The 14,334-nt window shown below is 46.2% G+C and carries 13 protein-coding genes and 1 CRISPR repeat array; of the genes, 3 read left to right on the top strand and 10 right to left on the bottom strand.

Features of this window, described 5'->3' with window-relative positions; all coding sequences use genetic code 11:
* Position 1 precedes the first annotated feature (1 nt).
* The 5 genes from K331_RS0103085 to proB all read right to left on the bottom strand — a co-directional run bounded on the left by K331_RS0103085 (position 2) and on the right by proB (position 5,402).
* On the bottom strand, positions 2-679 hold the full coding sequence (locus K331_RS0103085; protein ID WP_028589137.1) for a 2-hydroxy-3-keto-5-methylthiopentenyl-1-phosphate phosphatase: 678 nt from the start codon (positions 677-679) through the stop codon (positions 2-4).
* Positions 676-1,887, bottom strand: a complete 1,212-nt coding sequence (locus K331_RS0103090) for a 2,3-diketo-5-methylthiopentyl-1-phosphate enolase (protein WP_028589138.1) — start codon at positions 1,885-1,887, stop codon at positions 676-678. The genes K331_RS0103085 and K331_RS0103090 overlap by 4 nt, the downstream gene beginning before the upstream one ends.
* Entirely contained in the window at positions 1,884-2,750 is an 867-nt protein-coding gene (proC, locus tag K331_RS0103095; RefSeq protein ID WP_018886172.1) for a pyrroline-5-carboxylate reductase, read from the bottom strand. The genes K331_RS0103090 and proC overlap by 4 nt, the downstream gene beginning before the upstream one ends.
* A gap of 211 nt (positions 2,751-2,961) precedes the next feature.
* Positions 2,962-4,239: a glutamate-5-semialdehyde dehydrogenase gene (locus K331_RS0103100; protein WP_028589139.1), complete on the bottom strand. Its 1,278-nt coding sequence runs from the start codon at positions 4,237-4,239 to the stop codon at positions 2,962-2,964.
* A 62-nt stretch (positions 4,240-4,301) separates the two neighbouring features.
* The gene (gene proB / locus K331_RS0103105) at positions 4,302-5,402 is read right to left on the bottom strand and encodes a glutamate 5-kinase (RefSeq protein ID WP_028589140.1); all 1,101 of its coding nucleotides are present in this window, start codon (positions 5,400-5,402) and stop codon (positions 4,302-4,304) included.
* A 696-nt stretch (positions 5,403-6,098) separates the two neighbouring features.
* Positions 6,099-6,418: direct repeats of the CRISPR family, unit length 30 nt; unit sequence TTCAATCCACGCACTCATGTAGAGTGCGAC.
* A 1,330-nt stretch (positions 6,419-7,748) separates the two neighbouring features.
* On the opposite strand from proB, the gene K331_RS0103115 reads away from it, so the two are divergent.
* Positions 7,749-7,982: a hypothetical protein gene (locus tag K331_RS0103115; RefSeq protein WP_028589142.1), complete on the top strand. Its 234-nt coding sequence runs from the start codon at positions 7,749-7,751 to the stop codon at positions 7,980-7,982.
* A gap of 106 nt (positions 7,983-8,088) precedes the next feature.
* Here K331_RS0103115 and K331_RS0103120 read toward each other — a convergent pair whose 3' ends face one another.
* From K331_RS0103120 to K331_RS0103130, 3 genes are all read right to left on the bottom strand, one after another.
* A complete protein-coding gene (locus tag K331_RS0103120; protein WP_156897605.1) occupies positions 8,089-8,682 on the bottom strand; it encodes a hypothetical protein in 594 nt (197 codons plus the stop codon).
* A gap of 369 nt (positions 8,683-9,051) precedes the next feature.
* Positions 9,052-9,774, bottom strand: a complete 723-nt coding sequence (locus tag K331_RS0103125; RefSeq protein WP_028589144.1) for a phosphodiester glycosidase family protein — start codon at positions 9,772-9,774, stop codon at positions 9,052-9,054.
* An 80-nt stretch (positions 9,775-9,854) separates the two neighbouring features.
* Positions 9,855-10,247 carry a hypothetical protein gene (locus tag K331_RS0103130; RefSeq protein ID WP_028589145.1) on the bottom strand — a complete coding sequence of 131 codons (393 nt, stop codon included), beginning with the start codon at positions 10,245-10,247 and terminating at the stop codon, positions 9,855-9,857.
* A 1,646-nt stretch (positions 10,248-11,893) separates the two neighbouring features.
* Here K331_RS0103130 and K331_RS30865 point away from each other — a divergent pair.
* Complete coding sequence (locus K331_RS30865; RefSeq protein WP_051289557.1) at positions 11,894-12,301, top strand: AbrB/MazE/SpoVT family DNA-binding domain-containing protein; 408 nt, start codon at positions 11,894-11,896, stop codon at positions 12,299-12,301.
* A gap of 163 nt (positions 12,302-12,464) precedes the next feature.
* Here K331_RS30865 and K331_RS0103140 read toward each other — a convergent pair whose 3' ends face one another.
* Positions 12,465-12,686 (bottom strand): helix-turn-helix transcriptional regulator, encoded by a 222-nt coding sequence (locus tag K331_RS0103140; protein WP_028589146.1) that lies wholly within the window; start codon positions 12,684-12,686, stop codon positions 12,465-12,467.
* A 199-nt stretch (positions 12,687-12,885) separates the two neighbouring features.
* Between K331_RS0103140 and K331_RS28800 the strand changes: the two genes are divergently transcribed.
* Complete coding sequence (locus tag K331_RS28800) at positions 12,886-13,980, top strand: hypothetical protein (RefSeq protein WP_051289559.1); 1,095 nt, start codon at positions 12,886-12,888, stop codon at positions 13,978-13,980.
* An 8-nt stretch (positions 13,981-13,988) separates the two neighbouring features.
* On the opposite strand, the gene K331_RS0103150 is transcribed toward K331_RS28800, so the two are convergent.
* The coding region (locus K331_RS0103150; RefSeq protein WP_028589147.1) for an IS30 family transposase at positions 13,989-14,334 on the bottom strand (346 nt) is incomplete at its 5' end.

Raw genomic sequence — 14,334 nt, forward strand, 5'->3', positions numbered from 1 at the left:
ATTACAGCACTCCCTGCTCAAGCTTAGTTGTCAGATCATTCACGATCTCATGGAACGTCTCGAAAGGAACATGGGGAACGCCAAGCTCCTGACATTTGGTCGTCAAAATGGAACGCGAATAGACCAGATCGGCTATTTTGGCTCCTTCAAAATCAGTCAGGCTGTCTCCGATGAGAATACGCGTGTAGTGCTCCTGTGGATAACGTCGCATGACCGTCGTCTTGCACATGCCACAGCCATTCTCGCATGGTGGCTGGCAGGTGTGCGGCCAGACAATCTCAATGGCTTCCTTCGAAAAGTCTGCACTATTACAGTAGATATGATCGGCTGGAATATCGAACGGCGCAAGCAGCGGCTGAATGAAGAAATCCATTCCGCCACTCGTCACGAAGAATTCGATATCCTGACTGCGAATATATTGCAGGAACGTGTCAAATCCCTCACGGATGCCTGCCTGACCCAGCACGAAATCAATGACCTCATCCTTGCGAGAAGAGGGGATCAGTGCGAACATGGCACTTACCCCTTCGAGCAGCGTGATGCGACGATCAAGAATATCCTGCATAATCGGCTCGTAGCCAGGAGGACTGAAATGCTTCATGATCGCAACAATATTGTCGCTCATGGTAATGGTGCCGTCAAAATCACAGAAAATGACCGGCTTGCGCTTAGGGCTCAACGCTCTCCCCCCCACAGCTCAAGTGCAGCCTTCAGCTCTGGATGTGACTCTGCATAATCCGCGAGCGGTATCGACTGCCCGGCAGCTGCGATCGCTTGAACAAAGGCTTGTCCACCGGCCTCCGTGCCCATCGGATGTCCATGAATGCCACCGCCGGCATTCACGACCACATCCGTATCAAAGTCACGAAGAATCAGAGGCACCAGGCCTGGATGGATCCCGGCAGAGGGAACAGGTAGGCTTGGCTGCAAAGGCAAGTCCGTACGAACCAATTCATCCCGAATAGCCATATTCTCATCACGTGGCATGGTCACAGAACCATACGGAGATGGGAAGAGGACCAGATCCGCGCCCGCAAGTCGCATCAGCTGACCAAGCAGGACTGAGGGCGCGATGCCGTAGTGAGGAGAAGGGTACATAGCCCCTGCCAACGCTGGATGTGCGACAATGGGTATTCGAATGTCCGGATCGGCACTTAGCTCTTGCAGTGCGTCATAGCCATAAGACAGCACATTGAAGAGCAGGGCATTCGCACCAGCATCAATGGCCTTGCGAGCCTGCTTGCGCAGCTGAGAAGTAGGACCGGTCAAATTCACAGCGTACAGCAGCTTTTTGCCCGTCTCTTTGCGAGCCTCTTCCGCAGCCTGGATACAAGCCTCTACACGCTTCTCAATCGGCGTCAGCTCATTCTCGAACAAGATCTCATCATCCTTGATCAGATCCACTCCACCAAGGGCCTGCTTGTAGAACTGCTCACGCAGCTCAGGCAGATCGAGGCCAATCACGGATTTGAAAATACTCATCAACAAAGGACGATCATGAACACCAAGCTCATTGCGTAATCCGGAGATTCCGAACTTGGGTCCCCGGAAGGCCGACAGGAATGCATCCGAGAAAGCAAGCCTCGTAAGCTTAATGCGGCCATCCATTGAGATTTTGCCAAAAACAGTGACCAGCAGCGCTGGAATGTCTCGACTGAAGTTGATGTCAGGATAGGCGATGGTCATATCTGCATAACGATGCCCTGGTCCTTCATCATGGATATCGACGCTTATGACTTCACCCAGATGCTGCTTCATAGCCTCGCGACGTGCTTGGGGTAGCTCGGTCCAGCTGCCGACAGTCATGCCAACAGCGATGGACTGAGCCTTCTTGTTAAAATCTGCTTGGTCGTCATATACCCGGTACGTAGCTTGGCAGTAGCTCATTCATGCACCTCCAGCTCGGCACCCATTTCACGAGAGCGCTCGGCACAGCGGTTCACCGCTGCAATGACATTTTCGAAGAAATCTCCCTCATCCAATGCATGAAGTGCGGCTACGGTAGAGCCATTGGGCGACATAATCTTGGTACGAAGAGCAGAAGGCTCCTCACCAGTCTGCTGAACCATGCGTGCTGCGCCAAGCACCGTCTGCACCGTCAGGTCCTGGCACTGCTGTGGAGAGAGTCCGCCACGAATTCCTGCGGCGATCATCGCCTCCATCAGATAGTAGACATAGGCTGGGCCGCTACCCGAGATTCCAGTCAGAATTTCCATTTTGTCCTCAGGAATTACGCTGACGGTACCTACGGATTCGAACATCATCATGACCTGGCTGCGCTGGTCATCGGTGATCTCCTTGGAGAAGGTAATGCCAGTGGCACCCAGTCCGATCGAGCTGGAGGTGTTCGGCATCGTTCGCGCAATCGCCTGCTTGCGTCCAAGCAAGGCTTGAATCGTGCGAATGGAGAGACCCGCTATAACCGAGATTACGAGCTGATGCTCAGAAAGCAGTGGGCCCAGATGCTGCAGCGATGCGCGAGCATCCTTAGGCTTCATTGCCAGTACAATCACTGGACTGGTGCGCAGGAGCTCATCCTTTGCCTGCTCATCGCCAACGGTCTCTACACCATATCGCTCCTGTAGCTCTGCCAAACGTTTGGCATTGCTGCGATTCATCATGGTAATGTCCGAGGGACGAATAACGGAGCGGCTAATCATGCCGCGTACCAGTGATTCTGCTAATGATCCAGCGCCCATAAAGGCGACTTTACTGTCAATGAGTGGTTTAATGGAAGATGCTTCACACATAATTGGTGGTACCCCCTGCCTAAATTTTGAAAATAATGCTGCATCCTTCGATTGTAATGGCTATCCATGTAATAGTACAGTCCAATAGGTCCATGGAATCAGGTCGAGAGAACAAATTCGGCAACTGATCTTCACTTACTATCGTGAAAAGCTGTATGACAGAGATCGAGGCCGCTCATGCGAAAAATGCAGCATCAATTCCTCGTACTTGTTATTCGCGAATTTGCCCGTTGCCATGAACAATGAATTTGGTGGATGTCAACGCTGGCAGTCCCATAGGTCCGCGTGCATGCAGCTTCTGTGTACTGATGCCTATCTCGGCACCGAATCCGAATTCAAAGCCATCCGTGAAACGAGTAGAAGCATTATGATAGACCGCAGCAGCGTCTACCTCTTGCAGGAAGCGCTCCGCCATCGCCGTATCCGCAGTAACTATACATTCGGAGTGCATGGTACCGAAGCGTGCGATATGCTCCAGTGCCTCATCTAATGAAGAGACAACCTTCACATTCAAAATATAATCGTTATACTCGGTAGCGTAATCCTCATCGGTAGCTGTACGTGCATTCGATACATACTGTCTTGTCTGTTCACAGCCGCGCAATTCTACACCCGCGTCGACGAACTGTTGTGCTAGCGCTCCGAGGTGAGATGCAGCATAGTCACGGTGCACCAGCAGTGTCTCCATGGAGTTGCATACGGATGGGCGCTGTACCTTCGCGTTCAAGGCAATGCTGGCAGCCAGCTCAACAGGAGCGGTGGCATCTAAATACGTGTGGCAGACGCCGGCACCGGTCTCGATTGCAGGCACCTTGGAATTTTGCACGACATTATCAATCAGTGCTTTGCCCCCGCGCGGGATAATGACATCCAGCACGCCTGTGAGCTTGAGCATCTCATCTACCGAGGAGCGGTTAGGGTCCTCGATAAGCTGTAAAGCCTCAGGCGGAACGGCCGTCGAGGCAAGTGCCGCATGCATAATCTCGACAATTTTCCGGTTGGAGGATAGAGCGGAGGAGCCACCACGCAAGACGACAGCGTTACCCGTCTTCAGACATAATCCGGCAGCATCCACCGTTACATTCGGACGCGCTTCATAGATGATGCCGATGACCCCGAGCGGTACGCGGATTTTGCGAATATGCAGGCCGTTCGGACGCTCGAACTCCTCCATTGTTTCCCCTACAGGATCTGGCAATGCCGCAATCTGTCTCAGCCCTTCAGCGATACCCTCGATCCGGCTCTCCGTCAGCTTAAGACGGTCGAGAAGGGACTCTGAGGTGCCATTTTGGCGTCCGCGCTCCAGATCTTCCTGGTTGGCGACAATCAGCGCCTCATGCTCCCGCACAAGTGCGTCAGCCATAGCTAATAGAGCCTTATTTTTCTGCTCTGTTGTCAACAGGTTCAAGGTCGCTGTAGTGCTTTTTGCCAGCCGCGATTTGTGCAATACTTCACTCTTGGTAACTTCACTGCCTAATATATCGGTCATCTTGTAATCCTCCTTATATTTGTATAATTAGCAGGCCATTGCGACCTAATCCATACTTCATTCTATAATGTAATCCACTCATCCCGATGAATGACCTCCAGGCGATGGATCGAGCCAAGCTTGCTCACGATCTCACCGGTAGGGAGGCCTGTGATACTCCTCAACTGGCTATCATCATAATTGACAATGCCGCGCCCGAGAATCTTGCCCTCCGGTCCAATGACCTCCACGACATCGCCCGCATGGAAGCTACCGTCTACCCGGACAACACCGACTGGTAGAAGACTATGACCGCCGTATACAAGCGCCTTCTCGGCCCCAGCATCCACATGCACGGAGCCCAGCGGTGTGGACATGAAGCCCAGCCATTGCTTCTTCATCGGCAGTGAGGATAGTGTCGTATCAAAATAAGTTCCCTTGCCGCTGCCCATGACAGCCTGCATAAGATCACCTGACTCCTTCACCCGGCCCACGAAGACGGGGACACCTCCGCGCGTGGCCACCTTGGCCGCCTCGATCTTGGAACGCATGCCACCTGTGCCTACCGATGAGCCTGAGTCACCGCCGAGTGCATGAATTTCGGCTGTAATTTCACTGATTCGCTCATATTTGATGGCATTTGGATTTTTGTGGGGGTCTGCACTGTACAGTCCATCGGTATCCGTAATGATGACCAGGTGAGCGGCTTTGACAAGATTCGCGACCAGCGAGGACAGCATGTCATTATCCCCGAATTTCAGTTCATCGACAGAGACGGTATCATTTTCATTGAAAATCGGGACCACTTGCTGCCGCAGCAGCTCTTCAACAGTCAAGCCGGCATTGTTCATCCGTTTGCGAATAAGAAAATCGCTTCGGGTCAACAGAATCTGGGCAGTGGTGATACCATGTCTACTGAAGGCTTGCTGATAGCACTGCATTAATAATGCCTGACCGACAGCCGCTGCTGCTTGCTTCTCGTGCAATTGCTTGGGACGGGTCGGATAGCCGATCTCCCGAAAACCTGCTGCAACCGCCCCGGATGTGACGAGCAGCACCTCATGCCCAGCCGAGCGCAACTGTGCTATTTCTGCCGCGAAAAATTCGACTGCAGCGCGATTCAAGCCACCCTCTGGTTCTGTCAAGGAACTGCTGCCAATTTTGACCACTACGCGCGAAGACATTGTAACCACTTCCTTCTAGCTTACTGAAATGTTGTATACTGTTCCACTGAGGCAGGGAGTACATACGAAAGTGGGCATAACACAAAAAAACTTTCATCCTTTGCCAATGCAAAGGACGAAAGTTCTAGCTTCCGCGGTACCACCTTTATTGATGATGAATATCATCCGACTCTGCCTGTAACGTCAGGTAACGTCCTGCTGTGCAGGCCGCTCGGGGATAGGGTTCGGAGGATACGGATGGTAAATTCTCTCAGCCTGTGGAATTTACTCTCTGAGTACCGCAAATGCACTCTTACTGGTCCCGTCAAAGCGTTTCAAGTTATTTGGTAACAGAATACCACGAACAGAGGGGGTTGGTAAAGCGTCTGTTGCTTTAAAAGAGATAGGCTACCTAAATGACTTTGTTAAATGACTTTGTTCTCTGAGGGAATCGCTACGGGCTCGGAGGTTTCTTCCAATCGCTGTTCAAGCCCGATTTCCTGAATGGATCGTAGAGGGGGAGTTGAAATCGGGCTTGAAAGGCGACCACTTCGTTTCTCCAGAAATCCTCCGACCCTCCGCTGCATCGACGCGTGTAAGAGCTAGTTGATGAAGACCTAGAGTATTCTGAAAAGTGGGTTAAAGTGCGTGTAAGTTCTTTATATACCAAGATTGCGTTTATCGTCTCGTCATCTTTCTTCCACGTAAAAAGAGACATTTGAACCACGCACTCATGTAAAGTGCGACTATCGTTCAGATTCACCAATACTGGCTGGTAAGTTACTTCAATCCACGCACTCATGTAGAGTGCGACATGAACCAAACATTCCGGATCGCAAACCAAACATTCCGGATCGCAGCTCTTCGAGAATTTCAATCCACGCACTCATGTAGAGTGCGACCCGGTGACTTCCACCTTAAGCTTAGTACCACCACTATTTCAATCCACGCACTCATGTAGAGTGCGACAACGCATCCAGCTCCCAACACTCATAGCCAAATTCTATTTCAATCCACGCACTCATGTAGAGTGCGACAGCGGAAAACAGCGTAAACACGCTGTACCCAGAAATTATTATACCGTATATCCATTATATTGGAGGCATTTAGACGATTTAAAACACAGTCGTGTTCACAATTCATTCACATTCGACTCGTTTTCGACAAAATCTGAGGTGCGAATCCCCCAGGGATTTCATGTGAGCTTGGGGTTCGCACCGAAGTGGATACTTGCTTGGAGTGATCCAAGGGCTGCGATATTGACCATAAGTTGAGTTCTAGTAGTGGGGCAAAATATGATCACTGGCCAAGGGGTGAGCGTCGCCATGGCAAGAAGACATAAACGGAAGCCGTCACTCAGATAAAAACAGCCAGAGAAAAGCAAAGGGTACGTATAGAGACGATGGGCAGGCAGGCTATTCTGTAGTAGACCGAATTGTTCAAAGGAAGTAAGATGTTGATAACGTCCCAATATAAGACGGAAACGATGTAGGAGCGTGGAATACTTTTGGTCGAATCAATTAAAGGCTACATTATAAAATACTTTCATTTCAGTACTCAAAGAAAAGGTTATATTATTAAATTCCTTATTACATTGATTCTTAGCTGGGTTACATACTACCTAAGTACTATTATCCCTCCACCGAGAAGAAGACGCGAGCATTTAATCGATTTTTTATTTACTGATCCGAAATTGTATTTGTTCACTACTTTAGTAAGCTTGGTTACATTGATCGATTTAATCTTTTTTGCCCTCTCAATAGTGGTTGTTTCGGGTAACCATTTTTTTGATCATGATACAGAACTATCGAAAATCGGTAAAATGTTTTATAAACTGATTTCCGTTCTTGGTTTAATTGTGATTGTGTTTACTTTTTTGAACCAGATTGCTTATTTTTCCTTTATAATCCTAAGTACAGTGGCGTTACTTATATTGGTAATTGCAATTATTGCAATTAAAGAGAGTAAGAAAAGGCACCCATAGTGGTGCTTTTTCTTTGTCATGGCCATGCACTGGCGAAAGTAACCCAACACAAGGAATGTTCTTCTTTTAATTATTGTCCGTCACTGGAAGATGCATGCTAGTTTTTACTGGGAACTAGCAACGAATTAGGTCAGAAAATAAAGAGTAGTGGACATTAAGCCGCTACTCTTTATTTGTTAAGGAGGAATTCCTTGGGGAGGATGTGATTAATGAATCACCCACGCACCCATATAGAGTGCGACGATCATGGCAATCTTAATGGAACTCGCCCAGCAAATTGGCCAGACGCGCATGGGGATCTTCATCCCTTTATGAAGTATATTCATACTGACAATGGACAACGCTTAGGATAAATATTACCTTATGCGGGAGGTCATCGCTTCTTGAAATTTGAACTAGGACGTTGCTTACTGAATGAACGATTGATGGAATCCGGAAAGTCAGCGGAATGGCTGGCAAAAAACTTGCTCTTAAAACCGGAACGAGTTTACGACTTTATTGAAAACAAGAGAGTGATGCCACTCAAAATTGCCATATCAATCGCCAATTCCATCGGTTGTGATGTTCGTGACTTGTATGAGTTAGTTCCGTTCGACAATAACGTAAAGGGAGATTAGTCTAAAAACTACAACGCATGATAAAACGGGAGAAGCCGTCCCCTGATCATTCAGGTATCCCCACTAGACATGTAACAGTAAAGACGGCATAAACCTTGTAGCTGATTTAATCGATGTTGGCAATTCCCCATTGTCCTTCTTTGTTTTTAGTAAAGAAAACGGTATTTCCTGTATTGTAGATAGAGCCGTCTGATGATTTTTTTGCATATCGAACGCCTACATGGATGCGCTCGCGACCGTCTATTGTCAATTTCTCTAGGATATCCAGATCATAAAACATATATTGAGCATCTTTGTCATCAAAGAATAGTGAGTCAAGATTGTACCCTGATTGCAAATGTGTCTGAAATTTCTCCTTATCCTGGGCAATAACGGCTTCAAGTGTTTCTTTTAATTTGGTAATAATCTCGTCATCAAAAAAGCTCTTTTTATACGCTTCAAAATCAATAGATATCTCTGGTTTGAACTCAGCTTCTGTAATCTCCTTAAACTCTTTGGTAGAAGGATCAATGAGCTGATCTGGAGCAGGATCGTTTGATGTATATTGCTGAGTATGGGGATCTGAAGGTGGTTGGTTTGCAGGCTTGCTGGTTTTTGGATTCGTGCTAGAAGTATATGTGCTATCTTCTTTTCCACAGGCCGCTACAAGCATAAGGCCAACGATCCCTATAGCTAACACTCGGCGTGTAAATGTATTCAAAGTCATCACTCCTCCTTTAAAATGGTTAAACGGTAATTGGGAAAAAGTTACGTTACAAAAGTGCTGATAGTCCCGTCTTTTTTGCTTCCTTTCCAAGATACTATATTAATGTTCATTAATCCCTTGTTACTGTTCCATTCAACTAAGGCCTAATGCTTCACATACGAATCCCAGCACAAATATACATGTTTTTCTTTCAGTAGCTAGAACATCTAGTGAAATTAATAAAACAGTGTAGATCTAAATAATATACAACTTGGGAACTGCTCTTGTAGCGTTTCCCTTTTTTATATGTGTAGTGAAAAAATGCCCAGGTGGGGTATTGGGCTCCACTTAGGCAATTTCAAATAACTTATGTTTTCAAGTTTTTTAGGTATTCTTAAGACGAATCATATTATAAACGTAGCGATCACTATCCATCGGATTTCGAAGCGGGTTACTCACTTGCATTTGTGTAGAACCTGATCCGTCCAGCATAATGGAGTTAACCGCATCAAGCCCGAGATCATCCATAATTCCCCGCATGAATGGCACACTGCCATTCCCAGCAATGAGATAGGCATCGTTATTCTTCCAGGCCAAGATGGTTCTATTAATTGGGAAGTAGTATCCTAGCTCGCCTTTAATAGAGGAGCCGCCCCAACTCTCCAAATTATAGTCATTCCCGCCAATAACCATTTCCACCATGGACTTCGGATAATACTGATACACCTCATTTACATTTTTAATGTAAAGGTGTCTGGCTCTTAGGTTACCGTTCATATCCCGATAAAAGACAGCTGACTTTCGGGAAATCTCATTCCCATTGACCGAGGTATTCGAAAGGTAATTCTTTTTCAGTGTTCGGCCCCCATAAGTAACCGTTTGATTTTCTTCACTGGCTACGTACACGATGGAAGAACCACCGGTGGGTGGGCTGCTGTATCCGTTAGTCGCTTCGAAAAAACCGCCATTGATACCCACATAGGCCGTCTTGTTTACTGGCCGCAAAATCGTTTCTGATTTGATGTTACTGAGCGACGTTTTGATAATGTGTTGCTCCCCAAGTGCGGCTGGGATGTGTTTCCACGTATAGTATTCATAGTTTGCCATATTGTATCTCTCCTTAGGTTATTTTCCCTTTCACCTATATAGGAAAAATAAGAGAAGGAATTACAACCTAAAGAATTCGTTTATTTCGTTTTCACTTGCTTTGACCACAGAAAGTCCAATCCCGCAAAGAGCAACGCGATTACAAGATAGAAATAGCCGTAGCGGTGTAAAATTGTAGGAATAAGCATGGCAACTATGCCCGTCATCAGATAAACCAATGCACGAATAGAGAAGTGGACTTGAAAGGATTTCAGCAAGAAAAAAGGTAAGGCAAATGCGAGCAATACAACGGGATATACTAAAAACAAAGCAGCGATGACAAAGACTAATACGGATTCATTGGGCGACAATGAAAACGGAAGGTTTTCACCTCTTTGGCCATCCAAGTAAAAAGCTAGCGCAGTGGCAACGATGGAAAGAATCAGCAGACTTAATCCGGAGAATAACAAGCGTTGAACATTCGGCTTCATCATATTGGCTCACCCCTCTAAGAAATTAAACTATACGTATAGAGTCAAAGTGTACTAGATTCACTCGTATAGCGCAAAAAGCCACCGTTAATAGGTTGGACGCCTCGGTGGCTTTTGCTTGTCGTTGTGTAAGATGAGTGTACCCTTGAGCATGCTTAGGAGCGGGTTATTCCTGCCTTCATTCTATTTAACGACATCACATTATATTTATAAGGTTAACAACATGGCATTTCATCTTAAAAGGTTTCAACGTGGAGATATTGAATTCGGTATCAATGTCTTGCAAAAATAGAATAATCATCGTAAAAACAATAAAGTATACAGCAAAAGCTGATTTAGCATTACATGCACTGTAGACTAGTTGTGCGCCCGGTGAGAATAAAGCCTCAGCTTAGGTAACCAACAGATGGCTTCTGAATTCATGAGGAGTCATCTTTTTTAATGTCCATTGTTAACGGCTTGAGTTGTCTCTTCTTCTCTAAAGATCTTTGAAGGTCCCGCTCTTAATCCTATGAAAGTTACCTTGCAATTCTCTTAATGTTTCGATTCAAACACAAATGACCCGTAAGAGGTCACTTTTTTCAAGGTGTCCATTTTACGGGTCACAGTTCAAAGGGAAGAAGAAGCCCTTTTTTCTAGCGTATTTTAATAATAATTCGGTAGTTGATAGGAAGTAACACCTTCTAATGGTGTTAGTAAGGTAAAGAACATCCACCGACTTAAGTAGAGTGCGACGTCCGGATGAATCCACGGAAACGATCTGTAACTCATTTCAATCGACGAATTCACATAGAGTGCGACTACACTTATGCACTCTATGTCATGATTGGTTGGACGTTTCAATCCACGCACACACATAGAGTGGGACCGTAAAACGGTTCTATAAAGTTGAATAGGCTCATGAATTTCAATCCACGCACCCATGTAGAGTGCGACAGCGAAAAACAACTTAACCAAGTTGTGGGTACTTCTAATTCTAGCGTATACCCGCGAAAATAAAAAGAACAAGCGCTCCTTTCTTAGGTGCGTGTTCAAATCCTGTTCACATTCGACTCGTTTTCGACAAAAACTGAGGTGCGAATCTTCCAGGGATTTCATGTGCGCTTGGGGTTCGCACCGAAGGGGAACAGACTTCATCCGGGATATTTATTCTGATAAACATACTATTAATTTTCTGGCCATGGTCATCAGTCGTTGGCAGATTTCAATATCCCTGAGTGCATCAAAGATTCTAGGTCCCAATTAAAAACGCTCACAAACGCTAGCAACGTGAGTTTGACTTGTAGGTAGGAAACAACCAGATGCACTAACGGTAGCAGAGGGAAAACCCAGCAAGTGTCCAATTGCAGTTATCCCAACCGGCAAAGCCCTCCAATCTACAATCCACTCAGAACAAACCGTTAGTAAAGCCAGTAATCATTCCATCAAAAAACATGGCGGCTCTCACATTTCATAAAGTAGATGTAATAGAAATATCGGACATGTATATGGACAAGTACTTCCACAATTTTCTCGAGGACAAAGCCATTTGTTATAAAAATTAGGGCATGACTCTTATTACCATAATTAATACTTGTCTCCAGTATATTGGAAATAAAAATGACAGGACGCCTTACAATATATTTCAGGAAAGGGAGGAGAAGGGCGACATGGGGACAAGAACTGGAATGATCAGAGCTATTGATGGGATGGGTAGAATTGTGATACCTGTGGAATTACGTCAATCCATGGAGATGGGGCCGAGCTCGTTGATTGAGTTTTTTGCAGATACTGATACAGGGCACATGATGATGCGTCGATACCAGCTACAGGAGTGTGTGTTCTGTCAGTCCGAGATGCGGCTCACCCCTTATCAGGAGCGATGGATCTGCGGAAGTTGCGCTTTTGAGCTGAAATCCGCTACTAATCAGAAAGAGAACGAGAGTGACAAGGGGATATTGGGAAGTGCAGGGACAAGACAAAAGTATGTAGTGCCCGTTGCGGCTAACTCACATTCTGGACGGAAGCATGGTGAACTTGTTCGATTGCTTCGTGAAATAAGCAAAGGAAACGAGTGAATCAAATTAAATGCATCGATTCAGAGTCGGCTGCTATATGGAGGTATATCCACAAAGCTTTGAAATCGTAAAACTCGTGCTTAATAGAAAAACTACCGAGCAGGCTTCACAACCTGAATCGGTAGTCGTTCCATCTCATGTGAATTTGGTAAGCGTGGGCTGATTACGAATCAGCTTGAGCAATTTTGAACTTCCACTCATCTACCTCACGGGGATCCACTTCCAGTAAATGCGCTATTAATAGTGCTAAAGTGACGCTAGGGATCACAATACCATACTCAATATTTTGAAAGTGGCGCAACGTACATTTCATCGTATGGTTGATCTTGAGTACGAGCGCTTCCTGGGTAAGCCTGGCGGCTTCTCTGGCTTCCTTGATCCTCAATGACAATAGCTCCTCATATTTGGTATACCATCTATGATAGATGAGGAATAAAGTATATATAACGCAATATAATTCGTGAATTATATTGCGGTTACTAGTATTCATTGTGTAGTATATAGAAAGTAAAAAAACTTATAGAACCTTTATATGGATGTTACGAGAAGCAATACTTTGGATTATGGATAGAGGAGGTATTGAAGTGGAAGGTGGAAATACCATTCGTGAAGTACTCCATACATACTTGCAAAAGAACAACCTCTCTTACGTCAAGTTTCACCAGATCTCTGGTGTGAATACAGGTACACTAAGCCGCATGATACAAGGAAGCAAGCCCATTTCGCTTCGCCAACTAGAACAGATTACTAGAGGCATGGAATTGCCAGAGGATGCGCTGTTTGATCTGTACGTGGAGGAGTGCGTTGAATTCTCTACGACTTTCCGTCGTATTGAACCCTTCATCATACGATGTGCAGAGCTTGGTCGTTTGGATTGTTTGGAAAGACTGGTGGGCCGATTGCTGGACAAACTGCGGAATGTGCATTTGTTATTTGTAGTCGCTGAAAAATTGTTCACTCTAAACCATACAGAGGCTGCGGCATTGCTGTATTCGAGCGTGAGTGAAGCAGAGAGATACCAGCATTCTGAGCGATTAGCAATCTGCCGTTATCGGCTGTTCCAGATCTCACTGAGCGATGATGTGGAAGACAATCTGAGAGCAGCTGATGTGTTCGGGCACTACGTAAACCGTCTGGAGGAGTCTTATCAGGTAGAAGCGCTAAGAGAACTAATCAATGTTATGGGAACAGCCCATAGATGGAAGCAGGTAGATCAATTGGCAGAACAGTTACTTCATGTCGCGAGCATCCAATATGAGCACCCTTCTGGGGAAAGGCAGCCTAATGAACCGTACTATTCTTATATCTTGTATGGCTGGCTTGCAAGAGGAACGGTGAGCGCAGAACTTAAGAATTATTCAGAGGCTTTAGGTTATGTCTCTTTATATGCCAACGGGGGAGCCTACATTCGTGAGCGGGATGAGGAGGCCATATGGTATATTCAGCAATTCAACGAGTGGGCCAAAGCGAACACACTGTTATACCGGCTGTTATCTGGCGAAGTTGCTGTACTTGAAGAGTATGCAGACTTTGTTGCAGATCGGCCTGATGAGATCAGTGTTGCACTGGGGCATATCGTGAAGACAGCCAATTGCTATAATGTTGATATTAATCATATATTGGAACGATTCTCGGCACATATTCCATTTCAAGAAGTTCAGAAGAAACGATTACATTAGACGGATTGTCAAGCCAAGTGCGACAGTTCCTCTGAAAAGGATTCGTGAGCGGTTCTCCACCCCAAGCATTTTCGTGGTCTGAGATTAATCAAGCGCAGAGCGGTCTCCAGCGCTTCATCCGTGATTTGTGCGAAATCCGTCCCCTTGGGGAAAAACTCTCGTAAGAGGCCATTGGCATTCTCATTCGAACCGCGTTGCCAGGAGGAATACGGATCTGCGAAATACACCTCTAGGCCATGAGTGGCTTCCAGGCTGGCGTAACAGGCAAACTCTTTGCCACGGTCTGCGGTAGCGGTTTGAAATGCATGGGCAGGGTACTGCGAGGCCGCTACACCAAAGGCAATCTCCATGGAC

It is taken from the genome of Paenibacillus massiliensis subsp. panacisoli DSM 21345 (genome assembly GCF_000426545.1).
GTDB classification, from domain to species: Bacteria; Bacillota; Bacilli; order Paenibacillales; family Paenibacillaceae; genus Paenibacillus; species Paenibacillus panacisoli.

Bases quoted from the DNA above. Each gene is read 5' to 3' on its own strand.
- K331_RS0103130 (WP_028589145.1), bottom strand. From the start codon at position 10,247: ATGATGAAGCCGAATGTTCAACGCTTGTTATTCTCCGGATTAAGTCTG.
- K331_RS30865 (WP_051289557.1), top strand. From the start codon at position 11,894: ATGGGGACAAGAACTGGAATGATCAGAGCTATTGATGGGATGGGTAGA.
- K331_RS0103100 (WP_028589139.1), bottom strand. From the start codon at position 4,239: ATGACCGATATATTAGGCAGTGAAGTTACCAAGAGTGAAGTATTGCAC.
- proB (WP_028589140.1), bottom strand. From the start codon at position 5,402: ATGTCTTCGCGCGTAGTGGTCAAAATTGGCAGCAGTTCCTTGACAGAA.
- K331_RS0103090 (WP_028589138.1), bottom strand. From the start codon at position 1,887: ATGAGCTACTGCCAAGCTACGTACCGGGTATATGACGACCAAGCAGAT.
- K331_RS0103125 (WP_028589144.1), bottom strand. From the start codon at position 9,774: ATGGCAAACTATGAATACTATACGTGGAAACACATCCCAGCCGCACTT.
- proC (WP_018886172.1), bottom strand. From the start codon at position 2,750: ATGTGTGAAGCATCTTCCATTAAACCACTCATTGACAGTAAAGTCGCC.